The following is a 20,764-nucleotide window of genomic DNA, read 5'->3' on the forward strand; positions in this document are numbered from 1 at the left end:
ATGAAATCAATAAAAATACTCATTATGAGCAGCCTTGTTTTATTCAGTGTGAGTTCATGCAGTGAAAACGAGAAAATCACCTCAAATAGAGGTAAAGTAAAGTTTGAAACAATTTCTATCAGCGGAAAAATCGCGGGAAGAATTTCAAAAATATATGTTGAAGAAGGACAGCAAGTAAAGAAAGGCGATACGTTGGCTTTCATTGATGTACCTGAAGTTTTAGCGAAAATGATGCAGGCTGAAGGAGCAATTATGTCGGCGCAAGGTCAGTTAGAAATGGCTTTTAATGGAGCAACTGCAGAGCAATTGAGTCAGGTAAACCAAAAACTAATCTCTGCTAAAGCACAATTAGACTTCGCACAAGAATCTTTCAATCGTTTGGAAGGAATGTACAAGGATTCATTGGTGAGTCAGCAACAATTCGACGAAGTAAAAATGAAGTTAGCAATGGCAAAAGCACAAGTAGATGCTGTTGAAGCAAAGAAACAAGAAGTCACTAAGGGAACACGTTCAGAACAAATTAGCCAAGCCAAAGGTCAATTAAATCGGGCTTTAGGAGCGAAAGAAGAAGTTGCTGTGGCATCGAATGAAAAATACTTGATTGCACCAATCGATATGTCGATTGAAACAATCAGTTTAGAAGAAGGGGAATTGTTGACACCTGGATACACATTGTTTAACGGTTACAAAAGAAACAGCGTGTATTTTCGTTTTACAATCCCTGAATCTAAGATTTACGACTATAAAGTAGAACAAGAACTGAACCTTGTAAATCCTTATACCAAAGAAGAATACGTAGGTAGAATTGTAGCAATAAAACAATTGGCGCAATATGCTGATATCACAAGTACATCGCCTTTGTATGAATTGGATGAATCCATTTATGAATTGAAAGTTGTTCCTGTTACTGAAGTTTCGGACCGTCCATTTTACTTAAACAGTACAGTACTTATTAAATAATAATTACTATGAAAAAGTTTATAGAATTACTCCGAGTAGAGTTTAAACGTATCTTTTCGAATGGTGTATTGTTAGCAATATTCTTTGGAGCACCCATTGTTTATGGATTCCTATTCGGATATGTTTATCAACAAGCGAAAGTAGTTGATTTACCAATCGTTATTGTCGATCAGGACAGAAGTCCAATGTCAGACAAGATTATTGATGCTTTTCAAGACAATGAAGGTTTATTGGTGAAAGACGTAAGATTTACCGCTGGAAACATCATCGCAGAAATGCCGATAGAGCAATATGCAGCAGTGATAACTTTGCCTAGTGACTTTGAAGCTCAATTGCTACAGAAAAAACATCCTGAAGTGCGTGTGGACCTGAATATGGCGAATATTTTAAACGCAAATACGGCGAGTAAAAGTATTCAATCTGTACTCATGACAATCAACGCAGGAATAGAAATTGAAGGATTACAAAAGCAAGGAATGCATCCAGATCAAGCGATGACCTCTTATGAAAGCTTCAAAATTAATTTCAATAAACTATATAATTCCACAGGAAACTACGTGACATTTATGTTGCCCGGTTTATTGGCTGGGATAATGCAACAAATTATCTTATTGGCAATGGCGCTAGTATTTTCACGTGACTTTGAAGATGGATATTTTGGAACTTTGATTGGTCACAGTAAATCATCACTGTATCACATTTTATTAAAAGCAACACCATTTTGGTTAATGCTTCCGATAATGTGGTTGGCTGTAAGTTTATTCTTACCTTATTTTAGTGTGGATGCTGCGGTATTCAATTCACCTATGTTGGTGTTAGCAACGCTTTTAACGCTAGCTTCAATGTTTATCGGAATGTTGTTTTCAATTGCAATTCCAAGTCAATTAAAAGCGACGGAACTGTTAATGGTGATTTCCACTCCAGCGTTTATCTTAAGTGGATTCACTTGGCCAACAATGGCTATTCCTGCAGCGATTACAAATATTGCTCAGTTTATTCCATTGACACAATTCCTAGAAGGATTTAGAAAAGTCGCTTTCTATGGTGGAGACATGGCTTCGATACGAACTGAAATTAACATGTTAGTATTGATCACAATCGTTGCATTTGTTGCGATGGTGGTTTTATTGCAAGTAAAGATTTTTTTGTTCAATAAGAAAGCGAAAAAGGGTAGTGCTGTAGTTGAAAGATAATTAAGGGATAAGTTTTAATAATTCAAAAAATTAGTTCCTTGAGTTGAGTAGAATCTAGCGGAACGTAAAGTAAAGTTAGGTTCTACTTTTTGTTTTAAATAGTAAACTCCGCCCAAATTGAGCGGAGTTCGTTATTTAAAGTTGTAAATAAACTATTAAGTCACATCAACAGTATTAATATCAATATTCAAAGCATCAGCAACACCTTTTCCATAGGCTGGATCTGCTTTGTAGCAATTTCCAATATGTCTTTCTTGGATAAATTGTTCAGCTCCACCAATATTCCTAGCAGTATTTTCAAACAAAACTTGTTGCTGTTCTGGTGACATTATTCTGAATAGATTTCCTGGTTGAGTATAATAATCATCGTCTTCTCTGTGATCATAATGGAAAGCATCGCCATCTAATTGTGAAGCAGGTTCTGCAAATTCTTTACTTTCTTCCCATTGTCCGTAGCTGTTTGGTTCATAATGTATAGTTGAACCTTCGTTTCCATCCACGCGCATTGAACCATCTCTGTGCGGATTATGGAAGGGACATTTTGGTTTATTCACCGGAATTTGATAATGATTTACACCTAATCTATAACGCTGTGCATCTCCGTAGGAAAATAATCTTCCTTGTAACATTCTGTCCGGAGAAAATCCAATTCCTGGAACTACATTCGCTGGATTAAAAGCAGCTTGCTCAACATCTGCAAAGTAATTCTCTGGATTTCTGTTCAATTCCATAACACCGACATCATGCAAAGGATAATCGGAGTGAGGCCAAACTTTCGTTAAATCGAATGGATTAAAACGGTAGTCTTTCGCATCTTCTTCAGGCATGATTTGAATCTTTAGATTCCATTTTGGAAAATCGCTTTTCTCAATAGCATCAAACATATCACGCTGATTACTTTCCCTGTCTTTTCCAACTAAGGTTTCAGCTTCTTGATCTGTTATCGTTTCAATACCTTGAGCTGTTTTGAAATGGAATTTCACCCAAGAACGTTCATTATTTGAATTTAACATGCTGAAAGTGTGACTTCCGTAACCATTCATGTGTCTAAACGATTTTGGAATTCCTCTATCACTCATCGTAATTGTCACTTGGTGTAAAGCTTCAGGTAGGAGAGACCAGAAATCCCAATTGTTATTTGGGCTTCTTAAATTCGTTTTAGGATCACGTTTTACAGCTTTATTTAAGTCAGGGAACTTGTAAGGATCTTTCAAAAAGAAAACAGGTGTATTGTTTCCTACTAAATCCCAATTTCCTTCTTCGGTGTAAAATTTCATTGCGAAACCTCTGATGTCTCTTTCTGCGTCTGCAGCACCTCTTTCTCCTGCAACAGTTGAAAAGCGAGCAAACATTTCTGTTTTCTTACCGATTTCAGAGAATATTTTAGCTTTCGTATATTTTGTGATATCATGCGTAACGGTAAAAGTTCCAAAAGCTCCAGAACCCTTTGCATGCATTCTTCTTTCAGGAATAACTTCTCTGTCAAAATGTGCTAGTTTTTCTAAAAACCAGAAATCTTCCATCAACATAGGACCTCTTTTCCCTGCTGTTTTAACATTTTGATTTTCTGCAATTGGTCTTCCAGAAACGGAGGTTAGTTTTTTCTTTTTGTCTTCCATAATAAATATAATTTTATATAATTCTTTTATCGTTTTTAATGCTGAGGACCATTCAAATGCTGAAATCAGTGATTCAGAATTAGATTTTTTAAAATCGTCTCCTTCGCCAATTTAAGAATAATAAATTATATAGGAGGAGTTAAATTGGTGTTTGATTTTAGATAAAAGGAATGAAGTTATTAATAGAGGGAGACTACTTTTTTTTTTGTAATGCAGAACCTTTTTATTAAGTTACTACATTTTTAATTGTACTTACTTTATTTACATTAAGGCAGTTGAAAGAATAAACTCACTAACCTTTATGAAATATTCAATGTTTTTTTATCTGTTTAAAATTACCATAATCTCCCAGCTCTTTTATTGGTATCTGTCTTAATATTGTATTCTAATTTTTTAGTCTTTCCGTTGTGCATGTTCACCAATAATGTTTGTGGTGTTGAGTCATCATTTACTCTATAAAACCCCCAATACTTAGCCTCCTAATCGGAAACCTCCACTGCTTCAATATGAGGGAGTTTAAACCCATTTTCATTCGCAATTTCTAATGCTTTCCAATAAGTATATTGCAATGTGTCGTAGTCTCTGAAAATGTATGGAACTGTTGAGTCATGCGATGTCCATTGGCCAATAGGTGAGTTGTTTGGATAAATTGCTAAGCCACCATAACTTAATTTATTGTTTCTAAAATAAGTAACCGAGTCCATTTTTTGCTCCAAATTGATTCTGTGTATTGCGAATAATCCCTCATTATTTAGAAAATATTTTTTGATAATTCTAAATTCAGCGCTATCGGTTTCAATATATCTGTGAGCTGAATCTGAATACTCTTTAACTTGATAGTTTTCTGGGTATTTTACTTTGGATTTAAGGGCTAATTTTTCCAAATCATCATCAGTTGTATTTTTCTCATTTGAATTACAAGAGAGAAAAATACAACTAATGAATAATAAGTATAGGACGATGCTTTTCATCAATAAAGTTAAATTTTAAAATATTACAAACCTTAATTAAAAGTAACCCTAACACCAATTCCTTGGCTAATTCTGGTATTTGTTATTGTGTACAATTCTGGAATTGAAACAACATTTAATTCTGGTTTTATCTCATAAAATAAATGTGTTCTTTTCCAAAATTCTCTTTTATTTCCTATTCTGAAATCAACTCCAAATGGTATGTATGCGGAGAATCCATAATTCATTTCGTTTTTGTAATTTTCTGTAACTCTTTCATCAGAATTATAGTTGCTGTTGTTAATAGAAACATCGTTGTTTTGAGACTCCGTGCTTACAAACGTAGAATAATAAATCTGCGTTTTCGCATTGATAGAAACTCCCGCTGTTAGACCGATTCCTGAGTATAAAGACCAACGTGCTTCTGGATTTGTTCTAAATATTAAAGCCGCATTAAAACGAAGCTGATCAGAAGAATAATTGGCTCCAGAATGCTGCGTGTAAACAGAATCAACAAAAGTTTGAGCTCCTGTTTGAGAGGATGTTAGCGTGTCGAATGGATATCGGGTATCTTCAGAGTAATTTGAGGAAATATGTGTTCCAGAAGAATAGCTAAATCCTAAACGCAAAAGTGGATTGGACTTATAGGATGTTTTTTCCTTATTGCTGAATTTTATTCCCACCATTACTGAAAGTGCTGCACTTCCTGAAATTCCATAACCATTTGATTGTGAAAAGTTTTGGGGATATTCTTCAAGTAAATCTGATTGAGGAGCTAATGTTTGAAAATCGTTAATATTTCCTTTTTGATAACGTTCAAATAGTGGTCCTAAATGTATATGAATATCATCAAATTTGACTCTTTTTATAGGTTCTGTTTCTTGAGAAAATGAATTAAAAGAGAAAATTATAAGAGCAAAAAAAGTTAATAATTTGAAAGTTTTCATGTTAATAATTTTTAGTTGATAGTTTTCTTTAAAGTCATTTTTAAAGAGTCTAATTAGCATTTCTCGAGTAACGTTTGAATAGTTGTATTTATTGTGAAATATTAGTATTTAAGATTTTGACTCATTTTGTAGAAAATTAATTGAGTAACAGGGTGTTGTAATAAATTTTAAATTATTTTTCATTTTCAAATTTATTTTATATCAAAAAAGTTAAAAGAAAAGCTACTAGTGTTAATAGAATAGAGAAAATTTTGTCTTCAATAAGTTTTGCGTTTTTTTCATAAACAGGCTCTCTATTATATCTTTTTACATATAAAAATCTTAGAAAACGAAATGAAATGAGAAAGAAGAAGGGGAGTCTGGTTATTACTGACCAAAAATTTTCTTGCAATTCAAAAGATAAATAATAACCTAAACCACCAACAAAAATGGATAAAACCAAAAGTTTAAAGTAAACCGTATCAAATCTCAATAATTTTTCTTCTAGTATTGCCCAAAAAGCTAGTGCGAAAGTAAAAACACTTATTGTAGTATCAAAATCACTTGTGTTTTGAGTTATGTAAATTGAAATCAAAAAACTAAAGAAGTATATGATGGAAATCCACAAGAATCGTTTTTCAAATTTGGCTAAATCAACATCATCGTTTTTTTTTGAAATCTTTTCTTTATTAATTCCAATGATTTCTAATTTAGAACTGGTATAGCTGACTGCTGGTTTTGAATAAGATAACTCAGTGTCCATTTGAATAATTTTTCCACCGAAATCTATCTTGTAAGTATCTCCAGAAGGTATGACACCATTTACATTATCATATTCTGAGTCGTTTTTAGAAACATAAATTTGAACAGGTTGACCTAGTAAACTTGATGGAAATATTTTTTTATCTCTAATTTGCGTAAAGCCTTTTACAGATGATGCTTCTCTTTTGTTATCGGGGTAAGTGAGGTAATTCATTAAAAAGTTAAAAAGTTTATTTTCAATTTCCTTACTCAATTCTATAACGGTATGTGATTTATCATATTTGAAAAGCTTGAATTTTAAATCTGAATCTAAATCATCCAAATAGAGTTCAATCCATTGTTCTAAAGTAATTCTTATATCTAAAAAACCGGTGTTTTCTATATAGATTATATCTTGATTCATAGTATATTAGAAGTGTTCTTTTTGATTATTTGTTTTTTAAAATCACTATTTATTTCTCACTAAACGAACAAACACAAAAGTGAAAAATACAAAAAACAGCCAATCGTTAATTCCATAAATAGAATAGAACAATCCAGCCATTAAATCCTTTTCAAAAACATCAGCAATTGAATTATTCAAATGCCAATTTGTCCAGATGAAACCATAAATGAATTTCTCAATGGCAAAAACTGCAACGAGCCATTTCACTTGATTATAATTTTTGGAAATCGAGATATAAGCCAATCCCCAAATGAAAATCATTAATAATCCAAAATTTGACATAACCGTAGCATCAAATTCTGCGATGGTTGGATTGGTAAAGAATTTTGAGAAAACAAGCACAGAACTATTCATTAGTCCAGCAAGTACAAATCCTTTGGTAATTGTTTTGTTATTTATTGTCATGATGTATTTTGGTGAAATTTAAGAATTTAATTTTAAATACTTTCTAGATTTAAACCTTGGGTCAATAAAGCTTCTTTGAATTCAAAATCAGAATTTAAATCCACTAACTCAAATTTCAATTGTTTGTAGAAACGTTTGTAAATAGCCTTAGAAATTAATTCTTCTTTTCCCTTTAATTCTTCATTGAATCCAATTATTATGTAGGGTTCAACGTTTTTCTCGGTATCCACAAACAACCCAATGACAGGTTGAGATTTCAATATTCCTTCATCAATTAGTTTTTTAAAGACCTTTTTGTATTCCGGAATTTCTGATTTAGATGGATGAATAAATTTAGTGAAATGCTTTACTATTTCGAGTCTTCCATTATCGTAGCCCGTTCTGTCTAGGTTCAAGTAGATATCTTCTGTGACATCAACACCTCCATTATTATTCAAACGGACAGAACGATTAACGAAGATGGGTCCAAATGGAAGTCCCCACCAACCAATGATTAATGAAATTATATTGTATTTCTTGGCATATTTCGCTTGGTTTCCATCCTTTGGAATAAAGTAAACTTTAGACAATCTGCGCACAGGATAAAATAGAGGCAGAGGTATAATCCATTGATAAGTTACAAAAGAACCGCCATTGTTTTCTGCTGCCTTGACTTCCTCATAAGTGTAGGAATTATTATTCGCTAGTTTTATTTCCATGGAGTAGTATGTTTTAATTCAAATTTGAAAGGTAGTGATTCCAATATAATTGTTCATAAAACTCACTTTTATATAATCATCAAATGTATTCTCTGAAGATTATCAAAATACTCCGCAACGCAAGTTCTTTCTTCTAAATCCGTGTTGTAAAATTTCAAAATATACCAATACAGCATCCATCTCTTGTATGTAAAGTTGGCGTTTTTGACTTTTTATTAGTTCTAACGTATCATCAGTTTCAATTAATAAAAGTATTTCATTATTCTTTTCTAAAACATGGCCTGGATCTACGATTCAAAAACTAATTTTTTTTTCTATTTTTACTAAATCCATCTAAAAATTTTAAATATTGGCAAAATCGACGATTCACTAGTTAACACAGATCAATTTACACGAATTTGATCAAAGCAAACCATTTATAAATAAAAATTCTATATTTTTATAAAATGACTACTTCGAAAACTTACATCTTTAAACTCAAGACTACTTTGAGTTTGTTATTTGTTTTAATAACTCAGACTTGTTTGTCTCAATTTGAGTTTATGGGTACAATTCCTAACGACAAAAGAGGTAATTTTCATTTGAATGAGAGCAATTCTGTTATTAAGACAAGCTCAGCTTTATATTATCTATCAAGAGATTATCAAAGACAGCTTTTCGCACTAAAAGAAGGACAGAAGGAACCAAAACTTGTCAAGGACTTTGGATACGATAAAATTTACTCTACTTTTTATAGTTACGGTGAAAATGTATATTTTTTTACACAAGATGATTTCCCTGGGCCATTGAGGTTGTTTAAATGTAATGAAAATCAAGAGGTAACAGAGATTTACAGTCAATATGTAGATCAAGGAATGAGAGATTTTCAGCAACACAATGAAAATCTTTATTATCGCACGAAACAGGATAACTCAAATAAAATATTCAAATACAATACAGATTTAAAAGAATTGGACACGGTGTATCAAAGTAATAAAAATTTGGTATTGCTCGATGTAAATGATAATGGAATTTTATTTTCTGAAAGACAGTTTAGTAACTTGGTCGAGCTAATATTTTTAGATCAAACAGGCAATAGAGTGGTTTTATATCAGGGAGTATTCGGAGAAAGGAGCAATCCCTATCTGCGTTCTGAGTTAATTGAATCGAGCGACAATTTCAATTGGTATTTTAGAAATGTAGACAGTGATTCAACATCTAAAACCATACAGATAAATAAAAGTACTTTGCAAACATCCATCATAAGCGCTTCAAACATTGTAGAAATTCATCCAACAACTTCAAATCGTTTCAATGTTGTGATCAGAACAAACACAAATAATTTTTTAAACGCTGAAATGGTAAATGATTCTCTCATTTTAGGAGATCCCAAAGTAATTGTAAATGAGCAACAATCAACCTTAAGCTCATTTAATTTAGAATCTGCTAAAAATGGAATTTTCAGTATGGCTGATATAATATACGGAATTGAATTAGGTGTTGTTAATCAGGAAGATTCAATTCAAAGAATTACTGATCTAAATGAGGGAAAGTTTTCTGGTGTTCCATTTCGTTCTTGTGAAACAGGAGGACATCCTAATTATTCAGTACAAGTTTTTACGCACAATCAAAAAGATTATGCTTTTTTGAGCAATGGCAATGATAATTACATTTATCTATACGAAGTTCGTCCAGACACATTGATTTCATTAAGCAAAGCTCCTGATTACAATTCTGCACAAACAAGGATTTTACTTTATGATGACTATGTATATTACATAACCGAAAACAATTTTACCCAATTAAATCAGGTTTACCGATGGAAATTCGATTCAACTATAGACACTCAACCGACAGAAAGATCATTTGATTCCCTAACTTGGTATACCGAAATTGGGAATGATAGAGAAACTAGACCATGTTCAAGTTATCAGAACGGCTTACATTCTCAAAATACTATTATTGGTGATGATGGTTCTACCTACCTTAGTTATGTAAACCTTCATTGGTCTGGTGCAGCTTTTGATAACGTGGTTTATGACTTTGCCAGTAGAAAATCTGAAAAAAATAGGTTTTCTGATGTTTATGCGAAATACGATAAATATGGAGAACTTCAATGGTTACAAGGAATAGGAAGCACAAATAAATTATTCTATATCTACGATCAGTTTACTTTAGATAGCAATGGAGATGTTAATATATTTGGATATTTTTTTAAAAATGGATATTTCGGACAAGATACAATCGAAAAAGATGGATCTAATAGATATTGGGCGAAACTCAATGGTGAAACAGGTGAAGTGCTCAATGTAAAGTCCCTTTATGAAACGACATTCATAGATAACCCTGAATTTTTTAAAGTTAAAGCTGATAAAGAGGATAATTTTTATCTTACAGGAAAGTACAATAGTTATGAATTAGATTTAGTGGATACAGTGCTCATAAGTGATTGGGATCATCAAAGTTTTATTGCGAAATATGATAATGAAGGAAACTTAATTTGGGCTAGAAATGTCTTAACCAATTGGAATGACTTTATTGGTGAGATCAGAAGTATTGAACTGAATGAAGAAACAAAAGAGATTCTTGTTTTTTGTTCCCAGAATAAAACTTGGTCATGCACTACTGACAGTTGGGGAGGGGTTTTGTTAGTTTATGATTTTGATGGAAATGAAAAACAAAGGTTGGTTTTTTCAGGAAATAGCCTTCATTATAATGGCTTAGCAACACAACTAAGTGACAATAAAATACTTGTTAAAGGACTTTCGAGTGGTGCAATTCGTTCAGACATTTATGAATTTCAAAATGATTTCAGAAATGATTGTTATGAGGTCTCAGAATACTCTATTATTTATGATCCATTACAAAATAGAGTAGTCAGTGCAAATGTGACGACTGATAACAATGGAATGATTCCATTGCTTGTAAAGCAGGATGTTAATTTTATATACTTTATGGGTGAAGATTTTCATTCTGGAAAAGTGATGATTCAACGATATGATTTAGAAGGAAATTATAAAGGGAAAAAATTAATAAACCAAATTGCATACCAGGCTACCTTTGATGTGAAGGATAACTCGTTTGTATTGATCGGTTCAAATTTTTCGGCAGATAAAAACTATCCAATTGCAGATATTTGGAGACATTCTGATGTACTTTCTATTTTAAAATTTGAGATTAATGATTGGGATTTAACACCTCAAACAATAAGACCAATGGACATTAGAAATATCGATGCTGATTTAGGAATCAATGTTTATCCGAATCCATTTACATCAACTTTCGAAATTAACTTCCAAGACATAGAAATGCAATTTGAGAAATATGAAATATCAAATGCAATGGGTCAGGTAATCAAAAAAGGAAATATTTTAGACCAAAACTTTTTGAAAATTGATTTAAGTGACCAGAGACATGGAGTTTATTTCATTAAAGTTTTTGGAGCTAACGAAAGTAAAACAGCCAAGTTGATTAAACTTTAAAGGTTCTTAACGCATCTGGTATACATTCCTCTGTCATTGCTATTTCCTAATATTTCTATACTGCCTCTAACATAGTCAATGGATAGCATTTGTAAGAAGCTTTCAGTTCCTTGGGTGTTTATATATGGAAAAACTGCATAAGTGTTTTTACCATAAAAATAACTTGGACCATATTCTTGATACCCGCCTGGTAGTGCTGAAAATCCAGATAAATTATTTGCAAAACCATTGGGCTGTTTCCATAATCCTGTTCCTTCTTCCAGAGTTCCAGTAGTTTTCATTTTGCTACCTGTATATTTGTTATTTCCAAGATAAATAATAAGTTCACTCCAGTCATAATCTGTTGGCACTCTCCAACCACAAGGACAAATGTTTCTTTGGTCAAAAATGGCGTATCCATTATATAATAATCCATAGGTGTCATAATTATTGATATCAAAGTCATAGTACAAGGACTGAGGCTCATCATTTCTGTCTAAAAACTGAGTGATATCATTTGACAACGGTATTGAATCACCATTGCAATACTTAAAAGTTTTTAGGTTTTCAACCATCCACTCCTGATTCCCTAAAATTATTGTCTCATAATTATTACCAGATGCGTCTATAACTCCATTTCCGACTTTGTAATAAGAACCGGACATAAATGACTGAATTTCTCCATAAAGCGTATCTTCATAAGTAATCACATAAGGCCGCACAAAAAACTGTGTTTCTGCGTCTACGCCAAGGTTGATAGATACGTTTTTTAATAATTTTTCATCATTTACAACCTTAAAGTTAAAGTAAGAAACTTCTGGATCAACCGTTACAATTGTTCCGCTTTCCCGAACCAAAGGACTTCCTTCCACGATCACATTGTATTTAATAATAGCGATTAACTCACTATACATAGTGACTTCAACATCAGAAAAAGTGATTGATGTTTTGATATATTCTTCTTTTTTACAAGCAGAAAAGGAGACTATTATTAGTAGCAGAAATGCAATTTTTTTCATTATTTAAAATTATTGAATTTGTTATTTAATTCTTCAAACAACGTATAGAAACACCATCCTTTTTAGATTGAGTTACACCATTTAGTCGAGAATTACTCCAAGTATTCTCCTTAACATAAGTGAAATTACCTGTTGCTTCTGTTTGCGTCCACCAAATTCCTGAGAATGTCAGACCAAGAAATCCTCCACTTATTTTTCCACTTGGATGTGCTGAAAAACCAATAATATCAGTAGCATTTTCATTTGCACCATTCCAATATTGATTTCCAGTAACTTTCAATTTGTCACCTGCATCATTTCCACCTTCAACTGCTGAAATTGGATCAAGATAAACAACTAACTTATTCCAATCTTCATTTGTTGGCACTCTCCAACCATCAGGACAAACGGCACAATCTTTAACAGCATACCAATTGTATAGTTTGCCGTGTGGAACCTCATTTTGTTGATCATTATCATAAAATGCCCAAGCAGGCGTAATCGTATTTGACCATTGACTTACATCAGTAATATTTGGAATTGGAGTACCATCAGAACATGTCGACGTTCTCAAGTTTTCTGCCATCCATTCCTGATTGTTCCCTAAAATAATAGTTGAATAATTATTACCATCAATATCCGTTACACCTTGTCCAGGATTTGAAACAATAGAGTAGGTGGTTGTGAAATTTAAATCCGTTCCATAGGAGATGTCAGTTTTATTTTCAACAAAAGCCCTAACATAATAAGTTGTTCCAGGTGTTAAATTTGAAAGTTGAACTGAAATTGAATTATCCTCATCATCTAAAACGAAATTATCATCTTTTGTAGGAATTGGATTAAGCGACCAAGCAACACCGCTGTTTTTAATTTTAGAATTGCCATCATCAGTAATTTCTCCCTTTACCACTGCGGAATTATCTGTAATATTTACAACTTCAACGGTTGTAACTCTGGCTTTTTCTTTCTTTTTACAAGAAAACAGAAATATAAAAACTAAGGAAGTCAATAGAAGATGGTGTAATTTCATTTTGTAGTATTTTAAATTGAATTTAAGTTTGCTGCTAAAAATTAGGGCAAACTGAGTGTTTATGGTTCTAAAGTAACATAAAATATTCAAAAATGAAGTATTAGCGCAATTCTGATTGATGTAAAAAATAGAGGGTAGCGTTTGAAAAAAGTATTATTAATTTAAAATGCGAATACATTAAATATTGATGAACATGTATGAATAAAAGTAAATCAAACGAATCCTTTGATCAATTTGAATCAGCGTGCTACCTGTTTTTTACGCAGATTAAAATGATCAAAATGATTTTAAAACTTTTTGCAATTTCCGAAATTCAGTGAAATTATTAATTGTATTGTTATTTTTATCCTCTTGATAACGGAAAATAAAACTCTACTTTTAATTCATGTCCACATACTACGAAATATTAGGAATTACTGAAAATGCTGATGCAGCAGAGGTGAAGAAGGCTTTTCGAAAACTAGCTAAACAGTATCATCCAGATCTCAATTCGGCTGAAAATGCAAAAGAAAAGTTCATCGAAGTAGAAGTGGCCTATAGTTGTTTGTCTGACAGTAAGACACGATTGGCTTATGATAGATTATTGAAGCTCCAACGAATGGAACGTGCTAATCCAAGAGTTAAACAAAAATATCAACAAGATGTAAATCGTAAAACAAGGACAGGAACTCGTCGGGCACAATCGCATTCAAAAATGAGTTATCAGCAATACAAAAGAGATCAATTATTTAGAACCTCTTTTGCAGCTATCATCTTTAAAACGATATTTACAATAGTTTTTGGTGGACTTTTAATGTTCCTTTTTTATCAGGTTGGTTTAAAACTATACGGACCAACATCCGAAAAATGGGGACAAAATTCGAGTGCTTATATTCTGTCCACAGTTTATATTTTTAGTTTGATTGGATTGATTTATCTCTATGAATATTTCGTGAGGTATTTGGTAGTAGGTAGGCCTAAACGAGAAGTATAGGAGGAAAGAGAAATATTTAATTGGGCTACCAATATAGGTCGTTAATCCCTAATTTTAACGATGTGTTTTTTCAATAATACAGCCGATAATCGCATTAATTAATTTTATCTAGAGTTAAACTTTAGCAAAAAGGAAGAAGGGATTCCTCAGTTGTTAAAATCTAATATTTTCTCAACTATCGGAATGACAGTTCGTAGAGAAGTCTTTGGGGTAAAATTTGCTCAAGCTTCGCTTGAGCAAATTTTACCCCACCCAAGCCAACGAAAACAAATCACTTTATGGATTGATAATACCTTTCAAATGAAAGACAATTTGTAAGTAATTCCTCCTGAACATCAGGATAATTCGCTTTAATCTGATTGTAATATTTATTGCTGTAATAGACGAAATCAGCGTAAGAATCATATTTATCTCTATCGAAATTCCTATTGGATTCGAATTTTATCCTAATAGACTCGCATCTGCCGGCCATTCTCAAAGTTAGGGCTTGAAAATCTTTAGATTTCGCTGCTTCTTTTGCCAAGAGATAATACTTTTTAGCATTTATGCAGGTATTGTAATCTAAATCATCAGCGTAAATAGTGTTTTCAAAGTTTATGGACCAATAATATCGTTTCATCATCCACGAATTTCCGTGTTGCGTCATATTGAAATAACAATTCGCAATTCCGAACAAAACCTTTGCTTTTGCATCGCCTTTGAGACGTTTACTTTGTTTGATTCGACTTTGTAATTCTTGAGCGATTTCAAGTTTCGTAAATGAAACGGTATCTCCAACAGTTTCTTCATGACCAGAATAGAAATTCGCATAAAAAGGATTCGCTTGAAGGTAATCATCATAATTTCTTGCTTCTGAAAACCAGTATTCATTTGGTATGATTTCCCAAACTGCAATTGATTTTTCTAGATTTTCCTCACGTAAATACTTAGTTCCAATCATGTCTAGCCAATTCAATTTGTCTTTTAAAACGAGTTCAGACAATAAAGAGTCTTTATGATTTTCTATTTTCTTCCAGCTGTTTTCAATTTCAGAAGCAGAGTAGTTCGCATCAAAATAATCGAAACTGTCATAGTAAAAATCCAAATTATAAGCTGTTCGACCATTTGATTCATGCCAAGTGAATGAGTCATAATTACCTTTATCATTCAAGTGACTGTAAAGCATTATGGCAGCTGATAAATCTCCATTGAATTCAAATTCTCTTCCCAAAGCAAATATAAAAGCATTCTTATTTCTATAATCAGTCTTTAAAAAGCTTTCCAAATCATAAGATTCGAGTTTTGGAGATTTCGAATCTCTTGCTTTTAATAGCGTTAACATGTTGGATTTCCAATTCTTAAGTTCTACCGATGAAAAAGTTTCCTTTTCCAATTGTTTGATTCCATTTTTAGGATCTTTCACGATCAATGATAATATGGCAATACTTGCAGAACGAACTTCTGAATTCATGTTTATCGCAGTAACAGAAAGCCAATCCAAAAATTCTTTTGCATACAAACGATCTTCTTCTATTCGCTCTTTCATGATTTTATCATTGATGTTATAATCATAATCATAATCTCGAATTACAGGTTGATAAGCAGTAATCTCAGGTCCTAAAACCCAATTTTCCAATTTATTGACTTCTCGAATAACATAAAAGCTGAGCAACTCATTGGATGGGTCTAACTGATAGATTGTTTTGAGCTCATTTAAGGTTTTACCCGTTTCTCGTAAAATATACATAGCATGAACATTGGCCTTTTCATGATTGGTAGCTGCCAAATCAAGCACTCTTTCTTGATTAATCTTAGTATTATACAAATTCCATAATCCGTTTCGTTTTGAATGCACAGAAGAAAACAATTGCGCAACTCGATAATTTCTTTGGTATGAATCTTCTTTAAAGTGGAGGCGGTGGTATTCTGCCCAACGGTCAATTGCCCATTCAGACTTCCCATCGAAATAGCGGTCATACAATTCAATGACTTTTGCTTTATTGTTACTGTAGAAATGAAATCTTAAAGCCAAAAAAGCGTAACGTCTTTTGAGCCATTCATCCGTTGTGTTATTTGCATTTTTTACAGCTATTTGTGCAGCTACATTTCGCAAAGAATCTTCTTGTTTATCATTCCTTTCCCAATAGTTTCCGCTATTGTTAAGATGAGAATAAGATTTAGCAAAAACGAGGTAATCGATATAAGGCTTTCCTTTTTTATCAAGTAATGCCTTAATCATTGGTTGATTTTCTCCATCAATAACTTCTTTGCTGCTTAAACTATAAATGGTATGAAATACAAGTTCTTTATCAACTGCTTGGTCAATTAAGTTCCACCAATCCAGCGTGTTTTTATCATTTTCGGATGAGATTTCATAATATTCAGCTGTAACATCCGCCGAATAATAAAATTCAGAAAGTCCGCCATTGTCAAACCAGCCAGGATAAAGCAAAGAAAATCGAGTTTCCTCTCCATAAGGATACCAGGGGCCACAAGCAGTTGCAAGTGTGGAACTACTTAAAAATATCAAAAACGCTATCCAGTACTTCATGATTGTATTGTTTTAATTCTTCGTGATCTAAATGGTACAAAACCACATTAATTTCAGATTGATCAATATGATTTGCTAATAATTTTGCCGCTTCTATCAAAACGGCTTCACTCACTCTTTCAATTTTAATATTTTCTCCCTTTTTGAAAAATAGATTTCCCAAAGTTGTATCCTTTGTTACGACGTAATGCAAGTGTTTTTCCGTTGACAAAGTTATTCTTTCAAGATCTTCTGGAACGGCATGAAAAACACCTTCGAACCGTTGTTGGTCAAATCTATACCCAGAAGAGTAAGTTGGAAATGCAACATCAACAGGGACCGGATAAGGTGTGTCAAAATCTATGTATTTCTTTAATTCTTCGATTTCCAGAATTGAATTTTTATCGGTGTTTTTTGATGGATTCAATAGATTATAGCACAACAACATAATCCGATCAACTGGAGGAGTTCCCATTTGTTCTCTATATTTATAAGGATACAAACGCATGGTACAAGAAACTGTCTTTTGAGATTTTTCTTTGACCAGCTTAATCAACTGAAAGTAGCTTTCTTGGTTTCCTTTTGACCAATCACAGTCCAATTGAATTTCTTTATAATCTCGATTTTTTGCAGAGGGTTCAAATACACGTTCATCAATATATTTATCAATCAGAAAAACGATATTATCGGCTAATTCATTCAGTTGAATAGCACTTAATTTACTTAAAACTTCATTCTCAATAAAAACACAAGGAACAATCTCTGCATTCGACATAAATTGATTGCGCAATTTGAAATTTGTTTTTGAAATAGGAATTGCGCCCTCTGTTTCATCGTAAGTCACTTCAAACATTTTGAGATACAAACGTTCTGCATTAAAAGATTGAAATATTTTCTGATTTATAGTGTCGACCACATTAGAACCCGATTGCCAAGCGTAAAATCCTCGGGTTACTTTTGTTTTAGAGCAGCTAGTAATGAGAAGTACTAGTGAAAGAAGTAGGAAATATTTTAAAAGAGTTTTCAAGAGTAATGATTTATGTTTTAAAGGTAGTGGAAATATTTAAATTCAAAGGTCTTTCCTTCTTTTTCGTTTGTGAAAAAGCAGCTGTAATGGTGCGGACGATTTGCAAATCGTCCGTACGATGCGCAGGGAAATTTCATATATGAAATTTAAGGAAAAACTATTCTCTCCAGCGCAAATCTCGGCTGAGGGGTAGCAGCGGCATCCTCTGACGTTTTAGTCAGAGATATAGCGAATGACCCGACCTATTCAATTCTTTGTAATGGCTTTTTAAATGGAGCTATTTTAGTTAAAGAATTGAATGGGGCAGCCCCAAAAGAAAAGATTAAGTGCCAATCTATTTCCGAATTAAATTCGTAATTCGTAATTAACAAATTCGTAATTATTTTAATTATTCCCGCTCAATAATCAATCTCGACATAGCTTTCGGGTAACCACGTTCAATAGTCAATTCCGCAGCCAATTCGTCAATTTCGTCTTTAGAAATGGCATCCAACAAAGCATTTTTATTTGTTCTGTTTTCAATAATAGAAACAATATTCTCTTCTTGAATTTTATCTATAATCTGGTTCGCAACGGTTAATGCAGATGAAGCTTTAACAATTTCACTTCTTGCATAAGATTCATGAGGGAAACTCACTTCGCCAACTCTTAAAGTTTCATCATCACCCGGGATTTGTTGCGCACCAAATAGGGGAGGTCCGCCAACAGTTGCCGTTTTAAATGAAGGTACAAAATGAGAAACGGAATGAATTGCATTTTCAGTTCGCGAAATAACATCTACTTTTTCCCAACCTTGAAATAACTTCTGATTGATGTCCTCATTAAACTTTGGTTGTGCTTCATTTTCATTGGAATGAATGAGTCCATCTTTAAATAAAGTGATTTCTTTTGTCATACCATGAATCTGATAATAATCTCCACTGTAAGGCGTTAATTGAACCATTCCACCCGGCGTTCCGCGCTCTCCATGAAAAATAAGTTCAGGAATTAATCCCTCAATGGGTTGCCATTTGGAAACATAAGCTGCTTTAAATTCAATTAATCGTTCGGAATTTATATGCAGAGAATCATCAATCTCACCTGTTTTAAATCCACACGAATTGACTAAATATTTGACTTTATAAATCTCCTTCTCGGTATGGATTTCCCAATTATAATCTAAATCTTGGTCTCTAAGGTCTTTAATATCAAGAACCTTAGTATTTATTTTTAAATCACAATTTTCGGCTTTATTTAACGCCAATTGAGCCTGAGCTGTTAGTCTAAACATATTCCAGCCATATTCTTGAACAATAATGATTGGAGTTTTTAATTTTTTGTAATCGATTAGATTTATTGCGTTAATCAGCCATTGGTCTGGTGTCGATGGATTCTGAACACTTGATTTTCCGGATAATTCTTTTAAATCCTCTTCCGAGTAGGTTTTATAATATTGATCGGGTTCGCCTAAAATTTCATTTAAAGCATCTTCAGCAATCAAAGATTTATAATAGTCAACCAGCATATCCAATCGACTTTGAATATTTTCGACACTATATTTCTGTGTTTTTGGGATGCTTATAAAAGTTGGTCTTTCATCAATAGATTGCGGAAATAAACGTGCCATTTCAATGGATTGCTTCATCAAAATTCTACATTGTTCATCCGAAATGTCAGGATAAAGATTTCCACCAGCGTGCAAATGGCAAAAAGGTGGACCGTTGACAACGCTGTTTTCCTGTTCAAACAATACATTATCAATTCCGTATTTAGATAATTCTAAAGCCGTAACCACTCCAGAAACACCTCCACCAATAATTCCAACCTTATGCACTTTGTTCATCCTAAAATAAAGTTTTTAATTCCGAAAAAATATCAACAACTAATGTTGGATTATAATCGGCAATATTCTCGTTGTAATTGTATCCATAACTTACCCCAATGCTTTCCATTTTAGCATTTTGAGCAGCAAGAATATCATTTTTAGAATCTCCTATCATAATACTTTTTTCAATTGTCGAATTCAGTTCTTTAGCTAAATGAACAAGTGGAAGGGCATTTGGTTTTTTTTCTGTCAAAGAATCTTCGCCAATCCAAATTTTAAAGAATTGTTTAATTTCTAAAGTGCTTAAAATAGGCTCGATAAAGGCAAAAGGTTTATTTGTACAAATCGCCATTTTATAACCTTTTTTATCTAGATACTTTAAAGTTTCTTTCACTCCAGGATACAAGAAAGTATCTTTGCAAGTGATTTTTTTATAAGCCGACAAATAGATTTCAAAAGCTTCATCAAAATCTATCACAACTGTACTTTGATTTTCTAAAGCCGCCTCTAAAGCTCTTTTAACCAAAGGTTTTGCGCCATTCCCGATAAAAGGAGTGACTTGCTCTATTGTTAAAGGTGATAAATTATAATGCGATAACATGTTATTTATAGCCGAAGTAAGATCTGGAATACTGTTGATGAGCGTTCCATCAAAATCGAAAATGATTAGTTCTTTGTTTGTGAAGTTCACTTTGTTTTTTTGGTGTAAAGATATAGATTTATTGGGGTTAGAGGGTGATTTCTCATCTTAGAATTAACTTAACGTATTGATCAAATGATTAGAAAATTTAAATTTCATAATTCCAAAGACTTCTATATTGTTATTTTTGTAGTAATAGAATTGCTAGTAGTATTGATAAGGATTGAAATCAGAGAGATTTTAGTAGAAAGTTAAAGTTTATGTCAGAGAGAAAGTGGAATGGAGATTTCAGACTACCACTAGGTTGGAACCATACAGTTGTTGGATTGTTCAGTACTTGGGTAATTCAGCAATATGTCTCAAGTTTACACATTTACAATTAATT

The 20,764-nt window shown here is 32.7% G+C and carries 17 protein-coding genes; 5 read left to right on the forward strand and 12 right to left on the reverse strand.

Going from position 1 to position 20,764, the window contains the following annotated elements:
- Together ERX46_RS04015 and ERX46_RS04020 are read left to right on the forward strand one after the other, a co-directional pair.
- Positions 1–960 (forward strand): HlyD family secretion protein, encoded by a 960-nt coding sequence (locus tag ERX46_RS04015; RefSeq protein WP_130092556.1) that lies wholly within the window; start codon positions 1–3, stop codon positions 958–960.
- An 8-nt stretch (positions 961–968) separates the two neighbouring features.
- Positions 969–2,153, forward strand: a complete 1,185-nt coding sequence (locus ERX46_RS04020) for an ABC transporter permease (protein ID WP_130092557.1) — start codon at positions 969–971, stop codon at positions 2,151–2,153.
- A gap of 155 nt (positions 2,154–2,308) precedes the next feature.
- Here ERX46_RS04020 and ERX46_RS04025 read toward each other — a convergent pair whose 3' ends face one another.
- The 6 genes from ERX46_RS04025 to ERX46_RS04050 form a co-directional block, all read right to left on the reverse strand.
- Positions 2,309–3,772 carry a catalase gene (locus ERX46_RS04025; protein ID WP_130092558.1) on the reverse strand — a complete coding sequence of 488 codons (1,464 nt, stop codon included), beginning with the start codon at positions 3,770–3,772 and terminating at the stop codon, positions 2,309–2,311.
- Positions 3,773–4,251: 479 nt separating this feature from the next.
- On the reverse strand, positions 4,252–4,743 hold the full coding sequence (locus tag ERX46_RS04030; protein WP_130092559.1) for a hypothetical protein: 492 nt from the start codon (positions 4,741–4,743) through the stop codon (positions 4,252–4,254).
- Positions 4,744–4,775: 32 nt separating this feature from the next.
- Complete coding sequence (locus ERX46_RS04035) at positions 4,776–5,669, reverse strand: hypothetical protein (protein WP_130092560.1); 894 nt, start codon at positions 5,667–5,669, stop codon at positions 4,776–4,778.
- A 196-nt stretch (positions 5,670–5,865) separates the two neighbouring features.
- Positions 5,866–6,813, reverse strand: coding sequence for a hypothetical protein (locus ERX46_RS04040; RefSeq protein WP_130092561.1), 948 nt, complete (start codon positions 6,811–6,813; stop codon positions 5,866–5,868).
- A 45-nt stretch (positions 6,814–6,858) separates the two neighbouring features.
- Complete coding sequence (locus ERX46_RS04045; RefSeq protein ID WP_130092562.1) at positions 6,859–7,260, reverse strand: hypothetical protein; 402 nt, start codon at positions 7,258–7,260, stop codon at positions 6,859–6,861.
- Between the two features lie 32 nt (positions 7,261–7,292).
- Positions 7,293–7,958, reverse strand: coding sequence for a hypothetical protein (locus tag ERX46_RS04050; RefSeq protein ID WP_130092563.1), 666 nt, complete (start codon positions 7,956–7,958; stop codon positions 7,293–7,295).
- A 446-nt stretch (positions 7,959–8,404) separates the two neighbouring features.
- Between ERX46_RS04050 and ERX46_RS04055 the strand changes: the two genes are divergently transcribed.
- Entirely contained in the window at positions 8,405–11,419 is a 3,015-nt protein-coding gene (locus ERX46_RS04055) for a T9SS type A sorting domain-containing protein (protein WP_130092564.1), read from the forward strand.
- Here the strand turns inward: ERX46_RS04055 and ERX46_RS04060 are convergent.
- Both ERX46_RS04060 and ERX46_RS04065 read right to left on the reverse strand, forming a co-directional pair.
- Positions 11,416–12,417 carry a fibrobacter succinogenes major paralogous domain-containing protein gene (locus ERX46_RS04060; RefSeq protein WP_130092565.1) on the reverse strand — a complete coding sequence of 334 codons (1,002 nt, stop codon included), beginning with the start codon at positions 12,415–12,417 and terminating at the stop codon, positions 11,416–11,418. The two genes, ERX46_RS04055 and ERX46_RS04060, sit on opposite strands and share 4 nt — an antisense overlap.
- A 25-nt stretch (positions 12,418–12,442) precedes the next feature.
- Positions 12,443–13,426, reverse strand: coding sequence for an FISUMP domain-containing protein (locus ERX46_RS04065; protein WP_130092566.1), 984 nt, complete (start codon positions 13,424–13,426; stop codon positions 12,443–12,445).
- A gap of 385 nt (positions 13,427–13,811) precedes the next feature.
- On the opposite strand from ERX46_RS04065, the gene ERX46_RS04070 reads away from it, so the two are divergent.
- The gene (locus ERX46_RS04070; protein ID WP_130092567.1) at positions 13,812–14,399 is read left to right on the forward strand and encodes a DnaJ domain-containing protein; all 588 of its coding nucleotides are present in this window, start codon (positions 13,812–13,814) and stop codon (positions 14,397–14,399) included.
- A 271-nt stretch (positions 14,400–14,670) separates the two neighbouring features.
- Here ERX46_RS04070 and ERX46_RS04075 read toward each other — a convergent pair whose 3' ends face one another.
- The 4 genes from ERX46_RS04075 to ERX46_RS04090 all read right to left on the reverse strand — a co-directional run bounded on the left by ERX46_RS04075 (position 14,671) and on the right by ERX46_RS04090 (position 20,430).
- Positions 14,671–16,929: a hypothetical protein gene (locus tag ERX46_RS04075; RefSeq protein WP_130092568.1), complete on the reverse strand. Its 2,259-nt coding sequence runs from the start codon at positions 16,927–16,929 to the stop codon at positions 14,671–14,673.
- Positions 16,892–17,935 carry a hypothetical protein gene (locus ERX46_RS04080; RefSeq protein WP_130092569.1) on the reverse strand — a complete coding sequence of 348 codons (1,044 nt, stop codon included), beginning with the start codon at positions 17,933–17,935 and terminating at the stop codon, positions 16,892–16,894. Before ERX46_RS04080 ends, ERX46_RS04075 begins: the two co-directional genes overlap by 38 nt.
- Before the next feature lie 388 nt (positions 17,936–18,323).
- The gene (locus tag ERX46_RS04085; RefSeq protein ID WP_130092570.1) at positions 18,324–19,757 is read right to left on the reverse strand and encodes an FAD-dependent oxidoreductase; all 1,434 of its coding nucleotides are present in this window, start codon (positions 19,755–19,757) and stop codon (positions 18,324–18,326) included.
- Position 19,758: 1 nt separating this feature from the next.
- Entirely contained in the window at positions 19,759–20,430 is a 672-nt protein-coding gene (locus ERX46_RS04090) for a phosphoglycolate phosphatase (RefSeq protein ID WP_165366144.1), read from the reverse strand.
- A gap of 209 nt (positions 20,431–20,639) precedes the next feature.
- On the opposite strand from ERX46_RS04090, the gene ERX46_RS17760 reads away from it, so the two are divergent.
- Positions 20,640–20,762, forward strand: coding sequence for a hypothetical protein (locus tag ERX46_RS17760; RefSeq protein WP_262708077.1), 123 nt, complete (start codon positions 20,640–20,642; stop codon positions 20,760–20,762).
- Positions 20,763–20,764 lie beyond the last annotated feature (2 nt).

Origin of the sequence: Brumimicrobium glaciale, from assembly GCF_004152935.1 — a bacterium.
Taxonomy (GTDB): Bacteria; Bacteroidota; Bacteroidia; order Flavobacteriales_D; family Crocinitomicaceae; genus Brumimicrobium; species Brumimicrobium glaciale.